This window comes from Paraburkholderia ginsengiterrae (assembly GCF_001645125.1).
Classification (GTDB): Bacteria; Pseudomonadota; Gammaproteobacteria; order Burkholderiales; family Burkholderiaceae; genus Paraburkholderia; species Paraburkholderia ginsengiterrae.
This window is the reverse complement of the sequence record NZ_LXKA01000327.1, coordinates 156,560-171,017: the sequence shown is the minus strand read 5'-3', so window position 1 is coordinate 171,017 and position 14,458 is coordinate 156,560. Positions and strand designations below refer to the sequence as shown.

Genomic DNA, 14,458 nt, shown 5'->3' with positions numbered 1-14,458 from the left:
GTTATTTTTGAAGTCGCAGCCGTTTCAACCGCCCTGCCATGCTTCGAACATCAGGCTCGCGCAACTGCCGCCAAACCCGAATGAAATCGACATTGCCGTGCCGATGCGCGCCTCGCGTGTGGTACGCACGAGCGGCATGCCGCCGACAGCCGGCTCCGGCGTTTCGATGCCCGGCGCCCCCGCAATGAACCCGTCGCGCATCATCAACAGCGTATAGATCGCCTCGTGCGCGCCGCACGCGCCAATCGAATGCCCGGTCATGCCCTTGGTCGACGAAAACGCCGGCACGCGAGCGCCGAACACTTCGTTCAATGCACGCAATTCCTCGAGGTCGCCGAGTAGCGTCGACGGCGCATGCGTGTTGACGTAGTCGGGCCACTTGCCCGCTTCGCCCAGCGCACCGCGCATGGCTCGCGCGATTCCCGCCGCATGCGGCGCGACCATCCCGGCGCTGTCGGTGCAGTCGCCGAATCCGCTCAACTCCGCGTAGATGCGCGCGCCGCGCGCCAACGCATGATCGAGTGCTTCGAGCACCAGCACGCCGCCGCCCGACGCGATCACGAACCCGTCGCGCTCCACGTCGTAGGGACGCGAAGCCAGCTGCGGCGTGTCGTTGAAGCGGCGCGACAACGCCCCCATCGCATCGAACATCAGCGTGGTGTTGTCGTGCAGCGCCTCGCTGCCGCCGGCCAGCACGATCTGCTGACGGCCGGTCTGGATCAGCTGCATCGCCTGGCCAATCGCGAGCGCCGAAGTCGTGCACGCCGACGACGGCGAATAGCTGACGCCTTCGAGCCCGAACACCTGCGCGACATTCGCCGACGCGGTGCTGCTCATCGCATGCGGCACGGTGTACGGCGGCGCCTTTTCGACCCCGCGGGCCTGCGCGATCGCCACGGCCGCGTCATAGCTCGCCAAGGCGCCCACGCCCGAACCGATCACCGTGCCGGTGCGCGGCGAGCGCAACGCCGCCGCGTCGAGTCCGGCGTCGCGAATCGCATGACGCGCGGCATGACAGGCAAAGCGCGCGGTGTCGCCCATGAAGCGCTCGTGCTTGCGCTCGAACGGCGGCTCGTGCGCAACCGAGGCCACGCCCGCCACCTGCGAGGCGAAACCGCGCTCACGCCACGCGCCGATCCGATCAATGCGCGAGCGGCCCGCGCGCAGCGCGGCGGCGACTTCGTCGAGCGTATTGCCGAGACACGACACGATCCCCATGCCGGTGACGACCACGCGTTGAAGTGCCACGCTCATCGAACGCGCCGGAAAATGAGCGACGTATTGATGCCGCCGAACGCGAAGTTGTTGCTCATCACGTATTCGGCGTCGAGCTCGCGCCCCGTGCCGACGATGTAGTCGAGCGGCGCGCAGGCCGGATCGACATTGGTCAGGTTCAGGGTCGGCGCATACCAGTTGCGCTTCATCATCTCGATGGTCCACCAGGCTTCGAGCGCGCCGCACGCGCCGAGCGTGTGGCCGACGTAGCTCTTGAGCGAACTGATCGGCATGCGCGCGCCGAAGGTCTGGGCGGTCGCATGGCTCTCGGCAATGTCGCCGCGATCCGTCGAGGTGCCGTGCGCGTTCACGTACTCGATGGCTTGCGGCGGCAGTTGCGCATCCTTGAGCGCGAGCTGCATCGCCAGCGCCATCGTGCCGGCGGTCGGCTGGGTCATATGCGCGCCGTCCGAGTTGCAGCCGAAGCCGGCAATCTCCGCATGAATCCGCGCACCGCGCGCCACCGCATGCTCGTATTCTTCGAGCACCAGCGTGGCCGCGCCTTCGCCGACCACGAGGCCGTCACGCGCGGCGTCGAATGGACGCGGCGTCAGATGCGGCTCGTCATTGCGCGTGCTGGTGGCGTATAGCGTGTCGAACACGGCAACCGCCGGGCCCGACAACTCTTCGGCTCCGCCGGCCAGCATCAGCGTTTGTTTGCCGCTCTGGATCGCTTCGTACGCGTAGCCGATCGCCTGGCTGCCCGACGCGCACGCGCAGGAGGTCGGAATGATCCGCCCTTTCAGGTCCCAGAAGAGGCTCACGTTGACCGCGGCGGTGTGCGGCATCATCTGGACGTAGCTGTTCGACGTGACGTCGGTCATCTTGCCGGTTTCGAGCATCGTGCCGAACGCGCGGATCGGCTGCACCGAGCCCGACGACGAACCGTAGGCGACACCCATGCGGCCGTCGCTGATGGTGGTGTCGCCGGCGAGGCCCGCATCGGCGAGCGCCTGTTCGCTCGCGCGCACCGAATACATCGAAACGGGGCCCATCGAGCGGGTTTTCTTGCGCGGATAATGGGCCGGCGCCGTGAAGCCCGGCAGCGGGCATGCAAGCCGCGTATGCAGCGATTCGAAGTAATCCCATTCGGGCATGCGCCGCACGGCGTTCACGCCGCCTCTCAGGCGCGTTTCGATCGCATCCCAGCTATCGCCCAAAGCCGTGACGCCTCCCATGCCGGTAATGACGACGCGCTTCATCAGATCATCCCGCCGTTGACGCCGATCACCTGGCGCGTGACGTACGAGGCCGCATCCGACATCAGGAAGCTGACCACGGACGCCACCTCGGCAGGCTGGCCGACGCGGTTCATCGGTACCGTCTTCAACGCCTGCTCGAGCGGCACGTCGTCGAGCATGCCGGTTTCGATCAGACCCGGCGCCACGCAATTGACGGTGATATTGCGCGTAGCGAGTTCGACCGCGAGCGCTTTGGTCGCGCCGATCAGCCCCGCCTTGGCCGCGCTGTAGTTAACCTGGCCGCGATTGCCCATCACGCCGGACACCGAAGCGATCGTGACGATGCGGCCGCCCTTGCGGGCGCGCACCATCGGCATGGTCAACGGATGGACGACGTTATAGAACGAGTCGAGACCGGTTTCGATCACGATGTCCCAGTCTTCTTCGGTCAGAGCGGGAAACGCGGCGTCGCGGGTCACGCCCGCGCTGCACACGATGCCGTAATACGGGCCATGCGCCGCGACGTCGGCTTCGAGCACTTCGCGGCATACGGCGCGCTCGCGCACGTCGAATTGCAGTACGCGCGCCGTGCCGCCCTGCGCAGCGATGCCGGTCGCAACCGCGTCGGCCTCGCTGCGTCCCGTGCGGCAATTCACGGACACCGCGAAGCCGTCGGCGGCCAACTGGTACGCAGTCGCGCGGCCAATGCCGCGGCTTGCGCCGGTAACGAGAACACGCCGGCTCATGAACTGAAACTCCCTTCGATGAATGACTGAAAATTGGGCGGTTGATAGACCTTGATGACGGCCTCGGCGCAACACACGTCACCATGGTGAATCGTGCATTCGTAGGCGCCGTGGCCTTCCTCGCTGCGCAGCAATTCCGTGACCTGGATCAGCAGCTGCGCGCCGCCGGCAAACGTTGGCTGCAAAGCTTTGTAGCTGCGCGAGCCCAACAGCACGCCGGGCCGCGCCTGGCCACCGCCGCGCATGGCCAGCAACGCGACGTGAGCGGCGATCGCCTGCGCCATCAGTTCAATACCGATCCAGGCGGGCATGGCGCCGTCGGCGTCGGCATACCAGGCGTCGGCGCGCACCGTGGCGCGCGCGCTCAGCGTCTCGTCGCTGAACGCGTTCACGCCGTCGATCAGCAGCATGGTGCCGCGATGCGGAATGATCGCTTCGATCGGCTGCTGCAGCAGGTCCTGAATGGTGGGCGTCGGGGTCATTGCGTGATTCAATGCCTGGGTCATTGTGCGAGGATCAGGCTGACGTTGCTGCCGCCAAACGCAAACGAGTTGCTCATGACGTATTGCGCGCCGGCGCCGCGCGGCAAAAAGCGCTCGCTCTCGACAAGGTCCAGCACCGGCAGCGCGGGATCGGCCGCGCCGTCCCACAGATGGCGCGGCAGCGGCACGTCGTCGCGCGCCAGCGTCAGCCAGGCAAACCCGAGTTCGGTGGCGCCGGCCGCGCCAAGCTGATGGCCGGTCAGCGGCTTGGTGCCGCTCGTCGCCACACCGCCTGGGAACACACGCGACATCAGGCCGGCTTCCATTTCGTCGTTCTTGCGCGTGGCGGTGGCGTGCAGATTCACGTAGCCGATTGCCGAGGATTCGACGCCCACGTCCGCGAGCGCCGCGCGTATCGCAAGTTCGCCGCCCACGCCAAGCGGGTCCGGCGACGAGATGTGATGCGCGTCGCTCGACTCACCGGCGCCCGCGAGCCGCACCGCGGCTTCGTCGCGGCTCATCAGGAACACGGCCGCCCCTTCGCCGACATTGATGCCGCAGCGATTGCGGCTCATCGGATTGGCGCGCGACCCGCTGGTCGATTCGAGCGATGCAAAACCCTGCACCGTCAGTTCGCATAGCGAATCGACGCCGCCCACCACGACAGCATCGCACAGCCGCAATTGCAGCAGCCGGCGCGCCGACGCAAAGGCTTTCGCACTCGAGGTGCACGCGGTCGAGATGGTGAACGCCGGACCGTGCAGGCCGAGCGCAGGGGCGGCAAACGGCGCGGCGGTGCCGATTTCCATCTGCCGGTAATTGAAGTTCGCGGGCAGGCCGCCCGCTTGCGCCTGATAGACGAATGCGGCTTCCGCCGCTTCGATGCCAGACGTGCTGGTGCCGAGCACCACGCCGATCCGGTGTGCGCCGTAGCGCTCGCGTGCCGCGTCGAGCGCCGGGGCGATCTGCGCCAGCGCGGCGAGCAGCAAGCGGTTATTGCGGCAGTCGTAGCGGGCGAGTTCGGCGGGCGGCGCCAGTTCCAGCGGCGTGAGCACACTGCCGACAAATGCTTCGCCGATTCCCGTATGCGCGTTCGCCATGCCGGGCGAACGGCCGGCGGCCAGCCCCGGGACAATGCTATCGAGGTCGCCGCCGAGCGCGTTGATCATGCCGAGCGCGTGCAAATAAACTGATGGCGCCTTCATGCGGCCCTCCTTGATTCCGATGGCATGCCGATCGGTGCAAGCAGCACCGATATCGCGATGCCAAGCGCGAGCGTCGCGCCGAAGCTCTTCAACACAGGCATCGCACTCATGCCGAGCATGCCGAACGACAACAGCGTGGTGTATGCCGAAAGCAGCACGCCTGTCCACACCGCGCCGAGATCCGCGTCGCCGCGCAGGCAGCCTTCACGCAGAAACACGGCATAGTTTGCGCCCACGCCGAGCACCAGCATCAGCGCGAGCCAGTTGAACAGATTGAGCGGAACGCCGGCATAACCGAATACCGCCAGCGTGACACCCACGGCGAGCAGCACGGGCAGCGTCACGGCGATGCCACCACGCATACGGTCCCGCAAGGATCCGCCCTTCCCGGCATACCGCACGATCAGCAGAACAAGCACAAGAGTCAGCGCGCCGCCGAGCCACCAGCCGCTATCCACCCGATACGCACCGAACAGCTTCGAAACGCTGGCTGCCTTGTCGACGAACACGACGCCAGGCAATTCGTGCGCGGTGGCGATCAGCGTGGGCTCGTTCCGCGGTGTCACGCCTTGCGGAATGACGACCGCCGCATAGACCTTCATAGCCGGATCGACCTCGCCCAGCCAGAGATGCCTGTACGGTTGCGACCACGCTGCCGCGAGCCACGTATCGACCGTGAGCGGCGCCTGCGGCTTGGCGTACGCGGCGAGCCAGGCGTCGGCGACTTCGTCCTTGAAACCCGCTTGCAGCAGTGTGGCGCGCAATGCGGCGGTATTGTTGAACACATGCTGCGCGAGCAGCGCGCGGTCTTCACTCTGCCGCTTCGCCGACGGCACGAATTGCGCAACCGATTGATAGCTGCCCACCTTGTTCGCCGTGCCGTTCAACGCGTCCAGTTTGGTACCCAGCGCCTCCGCGCGTTGCAGCACTACTTCCGGCGTGTCGCCGCGCACGACGAAAAACTGCGCGCTGTTGTCGACGCCGACCGCCTCGCGCACCTTGTCTTCCTGCGCGACGAGCGACGGATCGCGCTGGATCAGCAGATGGATATCGTCGTCGCTGGTCAGGCGCAACCAGCCGGGAACTGCCAGCAGCAGCAACAGCGCCGCCACGAGCCACGTCCGCTTGCCGCCAATCGCGCGATGCCACACTGTCAGCAGGCGCGCCGCTCGCGCAAACACGCGCTGTCGGCCACGCCTGGGCGCGCGGGTAAGCAACGCGGGCAGCAGCCACTGCACGGAAGCAAACGCCGTCACGATCCCCACCATCGCAAAGCAGGCGATCTGCTTGAGCGCCGGGAACGGCACCCACATGAGGATCGCGTAGCCGAGCAGGCTCGTCATCAGCGCCACGGTTAGCGCGGGGCGCACCGCACGCGCACCGCGTCGCGCGTCCCAGGTGCGCTGCGCGCCGAGGAACACCACGAAGTACTGGATCGAATAATCGACGGCCTCGCCGATCAGGCTTGCGCCGAATACGAGCGTCAACAGATGCAGCTTGCCGAACACCAGCATCGTCACCGCGAGCGCGCAGACAATGCCGAGCGCGGTCGACAAGAAGCCGAGCAGCAGCAGACGCGCTGAGCGAAACACCCACATCATCAGCAACGCGATGCCGAATAGCGACGCGACGCCGATCAGGTGCACTTCATGCTCGGACGCGCTGCGTGCCGATTCCGCATAAAAGACGGCGCCCGTGCGCGCCACCGACACGTCGGGAAATGCCTGCTTCAACGCGCTTTCGCCGTGGGCGAGCGCCGTCAGCACAGCGTGCTGCGTGCTGGATTCGTAAGCGGACCCCGGCAAAGTCGCGACGATCAGCACGCTGGTAGCGCCGTTTCGATGCGACACCAGCAGGTTGTCTTCGAGTTCGAGATTCGAGGTGGCAAGCGGCAAACCACCGAGCCAGTGTTCGAGCCAACCGAACGGATCGTCGGCGAGCGGCGTGGTGAGCCCGCCGCGCAATGGGCTATAGATACGCTGCGCGAGCGCATCCTTCAATCCCGCAAGGGGAGTTTGCCCGGAAGGTGGCATCGCCTGCGATGCGTCGTACTGCTTGCCGCCCGCCGCGGCGTTCGCAAGCGCGGTGCGATCAGCCGGCGCCAGCAATCCGAAGCGGTACGGCATGTACAGCGTCGCGATCTGTGAAAGATCGAACGGCGGCAACTCGGCCGTCACGGACCCAAACGCCCCGCTCTTTTGCAGCGATGCGCCCAGTTGCCGCGCCGCGGCTTTCGCGTGCGCGTCGTCGTGGCTGGTGACGAGAAAGACCGTGCGGTCGCCCAGCGCGCTCGCCAGCGTATCGACCGCCTTTTCCGCGACGGGGTCGGCCTCCGTGGCGGGCAGCAGCGCGAGCAGATTGGTTTGCAGCGGCGACGGCCCGGCGAAGCGCCAGCCGCAATACAGCGCCGCGACGAACGCGAGCAGCAGCCACGCGGCACGCATGCCCCACGCCTGTCTCATCGAGCGCTGTTGCGGCACGTCCATTACGGCGCCCCGAGCAGGCCGCGCTCAGCCGCCGTGAGTTCGGTCACGGCCGCGCTTTTCGCGAAATCGAGCTGGGTCACGTCGCCATTCGCCAATGTGATGCGCAGGCTCTGCAGATAGTCGCCGCCGTTCATCTCCAGACCTTTGATCGACTGTGCGATCTGCGGCTGGTTTGGCGTGAGTTGCATGCGCCAGCGCGCAACGCCGCCCTCGGCCTGCACGTCGAATTGCGAGTACAGCGCCGACAGATCGCCGCCGAGCATCGCGCGCATCATCTTCGACACCTGCGCGACGCCGCGTGTGCCCTGTGCGCCGCGTGTCGTCACGCGCTGGCCGTTGGCGTCGACTTCGGCGACGCCGGCGTCAGTAATCACATAGGTCGCCTTGTACGGCGTGTCGATCTGCCAGATCACGCCGCGTTCGCGGAAAAACAGCAGCGAGCCGGTGCTGACCAGTGGCTGTTTCATCGCGGCGAGCGTTTGCGTCTGCGTGAATTGCGCGCGCACGCCCTTGGCCTGCGCGAGGCGGGCGGCGATTTGCGAGACCAGCGCGGGGGCGGCGGCGGCCGACGCTTGCGCTGCCTGCGCGGCCTGCACCACCGGCACCGGCCATGCGATCACACCGGCCGCGCTTAGGGCAAACAACGCTCCCAATGCACTCACAACCCTGGCGCCGAAAGTTATCGTCCCCATACGCGCTCCAGCTTGTCGAACACGACCGGCGGCGAGACGAACTGCAATTCCTGAGTCGCCGCGTCGACGGCGACCTGAATCGTGTAGCCCTTCGTCAGACGCGTACCGGATGCGCAGTCGACGATTTCATAGCCTATTTTCAGGCGGTTTTCGTGTTCGAGCAGTTGTGTGCGCACTTCGATCTGCTGACCATACGTGGCGGGCCGCACGTACTTCAGATGCGCCTCGACGATCGGCCACAGGTAGCCCGACGCCTGCATCTCGCGGTAATCGTAGTCGAACGCGCGCAGCAGCGCGGCGCGGCCAATCTCGAAGTACTTCAGATAGTGGCCGTGCCAGCACACGTTCATGGCGTCGACATCGTGGAACGGCACCTCGACCATCGCACTCGCGCTCAGCACTTTGTGGGATCCGCTCATGCGTTCGATCCTCCACGATAGTCGCGCAGCAGATCGCATGCGGCAATCCGCGCGGTCAGCGCGCGCAGCTCGAATTCGAGTGGGCGGTCTTCGTCGACGAACGGCGACTGCGCGCTCACGCTGTCGATGAACGTATGCAGCGCTGCCGGAACCGGCGTGTCGCTGTCGATCCGCAGGCGCAGACGCGCAGCCTGCACGGTCGCGAGCGTATGCGCGGCGGCAACCTGCTCGGTCAATTCCAGCACGCGCAAACAGTCGCGCGCGGCGATCGTGCCCATGCTGACCTTGTCCTGGTTGTGCGCCTCGGTCGAGCGCGAGAACACGCTCGCGGGCATCGTGTTCTTCAACGCCTCGGCCGTCCACGCGGACGACGAAATCTGCACGGCCTTGAAGCCGTGATTGATCGCGGCACGCGCGGGCGCGGCGCCCGAGAGATTGCGCGGCAAGCCGTTGTTGAAATTCACGTCGACCAGCAGGGCGAGCTGCCGGTCCATCAGATCGGCGAGATTGGCGACGGCGACTTTCAGCGAATCCATCGCGAACGCGATATGGCCGCCGTAGAAATTGCCGCCGTGCAGCACCCGTTCGTTGTCCGGATCGATCAACGGATTGTCGTTCGCGCTGTTGAGCTCGTTCTCGACGTCGCGGCGCACCCACGAGAGCGCGTCGCGCGCCACGCCGATCACATGCGGCGCACAGCGAATCGAATAGCGGTCTTGCAGACGGTGGCCCGGCGTGTCGTCGCGCCCGGCCAGATCGTCGCGAATCCATGCTGCCGCTTCGGCCTGGCCGACGTGCGGCTTCGCTTCGAAAAGCATCGCGTCGAAGTGGGCGGCGCGGCCGTCGAGCGCCACGGTGCACAGCGCAGTGAGACGCGCGGTGAGACGCGTCAGATGATCGGCGCGCGCAAAGGCGAGACAGGCGAGGCCCGTCATCACCGCGGTGCCGTTCATCAACGCGAGCCCTTCTTTCGGTGCGAGCGTGAGCGGTGTTTGACCGAGTTCGCTCCACACGTCGCGCACGTTGCGCAGGTGGCCCTCGAACAGCACGTCGCGCTCGCCCGCCAGAGCGGCGGCCACGTACGAGAGCGGCGTGAGGTCGCCGCTCGCACCGACCGAGCCTTCCGACGGAATCCGCGGCAGCACCCGATAGTTGACCAGGTCCGCCAGACGCTCGAGCAATACCGGGCGCACGCCGGAAAAACCATAAGCGAGCGAATTGAGCCGCGCGGCGATCACCGCGAGCGTTTGCGCGTCGTCGAGATACTGGCCCATGCCGCAGCCGTGATAACGCGTCAGTTGCAACGGCAGCGCTTCGACCAGTTCCATCGGCACGTCGACCACACAGGCGTCACCGTAACCGGTGTTGACGCCGTACACCGTCGCGCCCGCAGCCAGATGCCGGCGCAGAAAATCCGCGCCGCGCTGGATGCGCGAGCGCCACGCCGGATCGGCGCTCAACGCGACCGGCGCGCGGTGCTGCGCGATCGCGACGACCTCCTCGATGGTCAGCTTGCGCCCGCCAATCACGACTGCCGCCACGTTCACGCTTGCATTCGCGCCTGCCTTCGGCACATCGATCAGATCATGTTCGGCCATTCGCGCCTCGCTTGGGGCTGGCCCAGAAATCGAAGAAGTTGAACCATTGATAAGGTGCCTTGCGGCAATAATGTTCGAGCCGCACGGCATAACGCTGCGCCCACGCAGCGACATGCCGCGCGCGTTCGCGGCGCGGCAACTCGATACGCTCGGCGAACGGTTCGAAGTACAGACGGTAGCCGTCGCGCTCTTTCAGACAGAAGAACAGATAGACCGGGCACCCCAACGCATGCGCGAGCACATACGGGCCCTGCGCGAACGGCGCGGCCGAACCGAGAAACTGTGCTTCAGTGGTGCGGCCCGTCTCGTGCGCGGGCACGCGGTCGCCCACGATCACCAGCAGCTCGCCGGCATCGACGCGCTCCTGCATCATCACGGCGGTCTCCGGTCCGAAGTCGCTGACTTCCAGCAAATGCCGCGCGAACTCGCTGTTGGCCGAGGCGAGCACGCTGTTGAAGCGGCGCGCGTGCTCGGTGTAGACGACCGCCGTGACCTTCGCATGAGCGCCGTGCGCGGCGAGCGCGCGGGTCATTTCCAGATTGCCGAGATGCGCGCCGATCACGAGCGCACCCTTGCCGCTCGCCACCAGGGCCTTGAACGCCGAAGGATCCTCGAACGTGACGTCGGCGTCGTTGACGCGGCCGGACCAGGCGGCGAGCTTGTCGAAGCCCGCTTGCGCGAACGCCAGCATATGGCGATACGCGGACAGCCAGCCTGGACGCGGCGTCGCGCCGCGCGGCGCGGTCTCGCCGAGATGCCTGAAGTAGTTGCCTGACGCCTCGCGCGCGGCGCGGCCCGTCAGCAGAAAATACGCGACGATCGGATGCAGCCAGAGCGCGGTGAAGCGGCGGCCGAACAGCTTGCAGCTGAGCGCGAGCAGGGACATGCCCAGATGGCTGCCGCGTTCGGCGATCCGCCACCAGTCCTGCTCGTTGGATTCGCCGGGCTCGTTGGGCTCGTTGGGCTCGTCCGCGCGCGGCGCGCCACGGCGCGGCATGAACTTGTGCGCGAGCAGCACCGGCAGACGCCACAGCATGCCGAATACCAGCCGCGTATGGCTGCGGCTGATGCGCACGTTGTCCCACAGCACGTCGAAATGCGACACGCCGTCGGTGGCGTAGGTAACGCGCGTCGGAATCGAGCGGAACGCCGCGCGCCGCCAATAGAGGCGCACGAGGATCTCGATGTCGAAGTCCATCCGCGTCGGCAGCGCCACGCTATCGATCAGATCGCAGGCCAGTGCGAGCGGGTACAGGCGGAAGCCGCACATCGAGTCGCGGATAGTCAGCGAAAGCGTTTCGATCCACACCCACACATGCGTCAGATACCGGCCGTAGAGACGCGCTTTCGGCACGCTGTCGTCGTAGACCGGGCGGCCGAGAATCACCGCGCCCGGTTCGGCTCGCGCCGCATCGAGGAAACGGGGCACATCGGTGGCGTCGTGCTGGCCGTCGGCGTCGATCTGCAAAGCGTGCGTGTAGCCCGCCTTGCGCGCGGCGCGCAGTCCGGCCATCACCGCCGCGCCTTTGCCGCCGTTGATGGGCAAGCGCAGCAGCGTCAGCTGACCGGCGTACTGCTGCGCGAGCGCGGCGAGCACCTGCTGGGTCGCCTCGTCGCTGCCGTCATCGACGACGAACATCGGCAAGCCGTGGACCGCGAGATGCGCCACGGTCGCGCCGATCGCATCTTTGTGGTTGTAGATCGGAATGACGATGCACGGGGAGAAGTTCATCACGCGTGCTCCCGGTAGACGATCACGCCGGACGCGCATTCCCGGTCATTCAACCGGTAGGCGAATTGCACGCGCCGGCGCGCCGCGTCGTGCGCGAGCGTGAGCTTGAGCACCGCGCCCGGCGAAACAGGCGCCATGAACTTCAGACGATCGATCGATGCCAGCGCGCGCACGGCCGGCAAGTGATCGGCGGCCAGACGCATCGCCCAGTCAACCTGCACGATGCCTGGCAGAATCGGCAAACCCGGAAAATGGCCGGCGAAATGCACTAGCGTGGGCGGCACACGCAACTCGTAGTGCAGCGTGTCGCCGCTGCGCGCTTCGGCCAGTACTTCCATGCCTTCGGCGCGCGCCTCGAACGCGGCCGCCACGGCGGCCACCGGCAGTTTGCCGCGCGCGTCGAACGGCAGCGTGACCCGAAAACGCCAATGACGCGGCAGCACGACCACGTCGAAATAATCGACGAGGTGGCGGCGCAGGACCTGCGCGAGCGCCACGCGACCCTCGTCGCGCAACGCTTCGCTGCCAGCGTCGGTCAATGCCACCACCGCGCCGAGGCGCTCGCGCGAGACGCCTTCCAGCGGCACGATGGCCGCCTGCGCCACATACGGATGCAGCGCGATGCGCGCCTCCAGCTCCGGCAACGACACGCGCTTGCCGTCCAGCTTGAGCACGCGGTCGAGCCTGCCTTGCAGACGGAAGCGGCCGTTTACGTCGAAGGCGATCTTGTCGTCGGTGCGATGCCAGCCAGTGTGATCGAGATGCGGCGAGCGGACGTTCAGCGCGCCGTCTTCATCGCGGCGAACTTCAATACCGGCCAGCGGTTCCCACGCATCGGTCCGATCCTGACGCCGCCACGCAATGCCACCGGTTTCCGTGCTGCCATAGATTTCGAGCGGCGCGGCGCCGTAGGCTGCGGTGTAGTCCCGCGCGGCTTCGGGCGAGAGCGGGCCACCCGACGAAAAGAACGCTCGCGGCGCCGGCGTCAATGTGGCGAAGCCCGGCAACACCGGCCAGCGCGACAGTTGCGCGGGCGTCGAAACGATCACCGTCGCGCCGCATTGGTCGATTTGCGTTTGCAGATGCAGCGGCTCGATGCTAAGCGCCCGGTCGAACGCGCGGCCTGCCGCGAGCGGCCACAGCACGCGAAACAGCAAGCCGTAAATGTGATGATGCGGCACGCTCGCGAGCATCGTCGCGTCGCCGACCAGCGCGCCCCACTGCACCTCCAGCGTGTGCACCTCGGCGTTGAATTGCGCGAGCGTCTTGTGGATCGGCTTAGGGCGGCCGCTGCTGCCCGACGTGTAGAGCGTGAGCGGGGCTTGCGGATCGATCGTATAAGCGGCGTGCGGCGCTAGTGCTCGCGTTGACGCGACGTCGGCACCGGCACCTGCGCCCGGGTCGGCCACGGACGGCGCAAGGTCCGCGTCGGTCAGCAGCACGTCGTACGCATCGGCGAGGTCCGCGAGATAGCCCGGCGTTGCATTGGCCGGAATCACCGGCTCCCTGCCGCACGCGAACAGCGCAAAGAGCGCGCAGGCGAAATCGAACGGATCGTCGATACACAATGCGTAGCGCTTCGCAGACTGCGCCCGCAACTGCTCGACCAGCACCGAGACGCGCATGAGAAACGCCGCGCGATCGAGCACGGCGCCGCCGTCCCGGCACACCGGTGTGCTGAGCGACGCGGCTTGATCGGCCACCGACAACAGGTCATGCAACGCGATCATGCCGCCTCCGAACGCGCGGCTCGCGGCAGCACAACCAGGTAACGCCAGATGACCTCGGCCACCAGCAGCACGCCGACCAGCCCATAGGCGATCGCACCGTTATAGAGCGACCAGCTCGCGCGGCTCCAGTACAGCGCCGTGTAAGCGGAAAACACGCCGTTCAGCGCAAAGAAGCCGCACCATACCTGGGTCACGCGCCGGGTGTGCAGCACCGCGCCCGGCGGCAGGTTCGGATTGCCGAGCCGCGCGAATTTTTCGATCATGGACGGACCGCGCACCAGCGTCGCACCGAAGGCGATCAACAGGCCCAGATTGACGAGCGACGGATAGAGGCGCAGCAGCAGCTCGCTATTGGTGAGAACGATCGCCGCCGAGGCGCAGCTCAGCAAGCCGACCACGGTCCAGTCGATACGGGTGAGCCGCCGCAGCGAGGTCGCAACCGCGCCGTTGCCGGCCCAGCGCTGCAGCCACAGGATCGCAAACAGCATGCAGCCGACGTAGCGCGGTGTGTCCCATTTCCACGCGCAGAGAATCAGCGCGGGATACGCCAGCTTCAACAGAACCTGCACGACCGTTGTGCCCAGCTTGCGCTCAGTGGCGGGCGCGGCATCGGCGGCCCGGTCCAGCTCCGCTTGCGTTCGCGAGCGCGTGGCAGGCATCAGCCTTGTGCCGCCAGCAGGGATTCGACGGCACCGATCACGTCGCCGACAGTGCGCACCGACTTGAACTCTTCCGGCTTGATGCGGCGGCCGGTCAGCTCCTGCAGCTTGATCGCGAGGTCGACGGCGTCGATGCTGTCGAGATCGAGGTCTTCGAACAGATGCGCGTCCGGCGTGACACGCTCGGGCTCGATTGCGAAGTTCTCCTTGAAGATCGCGCGGATGCGGTCAAGAATCTCTGCCTCGGACACGG

Annotated in this window: 13 protein-coding genes; all 13 read right to left on the bottom strand. The window is 66.7% G+C overall.

All coding sequences use genetic code 11. The annotated features are described in order from the left end of the window. Positions 1 to 24: 24 nt before the first annotated feature. Genes A6V37_RS23190 through A6V37_RS23130 form a run of 13 tightly spaced genes read right to left on the bottom strand, consistent with a single transcriptional unit; the run spans position 25 to position 14,456 of the window. Positions 25 to 1,254: a beta-ketoacyl synthase N-terminal-like domain-containing protein gene (locus tag A6V37_RS23190; RefSeq protein WP_064268571.1), complete on the bottom strand. Its 1,230-nt coding sequence runs from the start codon at positions 1,252 to 1,254 to the stop codon at positions 25 to 27. Next, complete coding sequence (locus tag A6V37_RS23185; protein WP_064268572.1) at positions 1,251 to 2,477, bottom strand: beta-ketoacyl-ACP synthase; 1,227 nt, start codon at positions 2,475 to 2,477, stop codon at positions 1,251 to 1,253. The genes A6V37_RS23190 and A6V37_RS23185 overlap by 4 nt, the downstream gene beginning before the upstream one ends. Further along, complete coding sequence (locus tag A6V37_RS23180) at positions 2,477 to 3,202, bottom strand: 3-ketoacyl-ACP reductase FabG2 (protein WP_064286385.1); 726 nt, start codon at positions 3,200 to 3,202, stop codon at positions 2,477 to 2,479. Before A6V37_RS23180 ends, A6V37_RS23185 begins: the two co-directional genes overlap by 1 nt. Next, a complete protein-coding gene (locus tag A6V37_RS23175) occupies positions 3,199 to 3,684 on the bottom strand; it encodes a hotdog family protein (protein WP_064268574.1) in 486 nt (161 codons plus the stop codon). Before A6V37_RS23175 ends, A6V37_RS23180 begins: the two co-directional genes overlap by 4 nt. Before the next feature lie 20 nt (positions 3,685 to 3,704). Beyond that, positions 3,705 to 4,889, bottom strand: a complete 1,185-nt coding sequence (locus tag A6V37_RS23170; RefSeq protein ID WP_064286384.1) for a beta-ketoacyl-[acyl-carrier-protein] synthase family protein — start codon at positions 4,887 to 4,889, stop codon at positions 3,705 to 3,707. After that, entirely contained in the window at positions 4,886 to 7,375 is a 2,490-nt protein-coding gene (locus A6V37_RS23165) for an MMPL family transporter (protein WP_064268576.1), read from the bottom strand. The genes A6V37_RS23170 and A6V37_RS23165 overlap by 4 nt, the downstream gene beginning before the upstream one ends. Then, on the bottom strand, positions 7,375 to 8,067 hold the full coding sequence (locus A6V37_RS23160; RefSeq protein ID WP_064268577.1) for an outer membrane lipoprotein carrier protein LolA: 693 nt from the start codon (positions 8,065 to 8,067) through the stop codon (positions 7,375 to 7,377). Before A6V37_RS23160 ends, A6V37_RS23165 begins: the two co-directional genes overlap by 1 nt. Further along, positions 8,055 to 8,486 carry an acyl-CoA thioesterase gene (locus A6V37_RS23155; RefSeq protein WP_064268578.1) on the bottom strand — a complete coding sequence of 144 codons (432 nt, stop codon included), beginning with the start codon at positions 8,484 to 8,486 and terminating at the stop codon, positions 8,055 to 8,057. Before A6V37_RS23155 ends, A6V37_RS23160 begins: the two co-directional genes overlap by 13 nt. Continuing rightward, entirely contained in the window at positions 8,483 to 10,084 is a 1,602-nt protein-coding gene (locus A6V37_RS23150; protein WP_064268579.1) for an HAL/PAL/TAL family ammonia-lyase, read from the bottom strand. Before A6V37_RS23150 ends, A6V37_RS23155 begins: the two co-directional genes overlap by 4 nt. Then, positions 10,071 to 11,816, bottom strand: a complete 1,746-nt coding sequence (locus A6V37_RS23145) for a glycosyltransferase family 2 protein (protein WP_064286383.1) — start codon at positions 11,814 to 11,816, stop codon at positions 10,071 to 10,073. Before A6V37_RS23145 ends, A6V37_RS23150 begins: the two co-directional genes overlap by 14 nt. Next, on the bottom strand, positions 11,816 to 13,546 hold the full coding sequence (locus tag A6V37_RS23140) for an ApeI family dehydratase (protein ID WP_064268581.1): 1,731 nt from the start codon (positions 13,544 to 13,546) through the stop codon (positions 11,816 to 11,818). Before A6V37_RS23140 ends, A6V37_RS23145 begins: the two co-directional genes overlap by 1 nt. Next, the gene (locus tag A6V37_RS23135; RefSeq protein ID WP_064268582.1) at positions 13,543 to 14,205 is read right to left on the bottom strand and encodes a COG4648 family protein; all 663 of its coding nucleotides are present in this window, start codon (positions 14,203 to 14,205) and stop codon (positions 13,543 to 13,545) included. The genes A6V37_RS23140 and A6V37_RS23135 overlap by 4 nt, the downstream gene beginning before the upstream one ends. Continuing rightward, positions 14,205 to 14,456, bottom strand: coding sequence for an acyl carrier protein (locus A6V37_RS23130; RefSeq protein ID WP_064268583.1), 252 nt, complete (start codon positions 14,454 to 14,456; stop codon positions 14,205 to 14,207). The genes A6V37_RS23135 and A6V37_RS23130 overlap by 1 nt, the downstream gene beginning before the upstream one ends. Between the last annotated feature and the right edge of the window lie 2 nt (positions 14,457 to 14,458).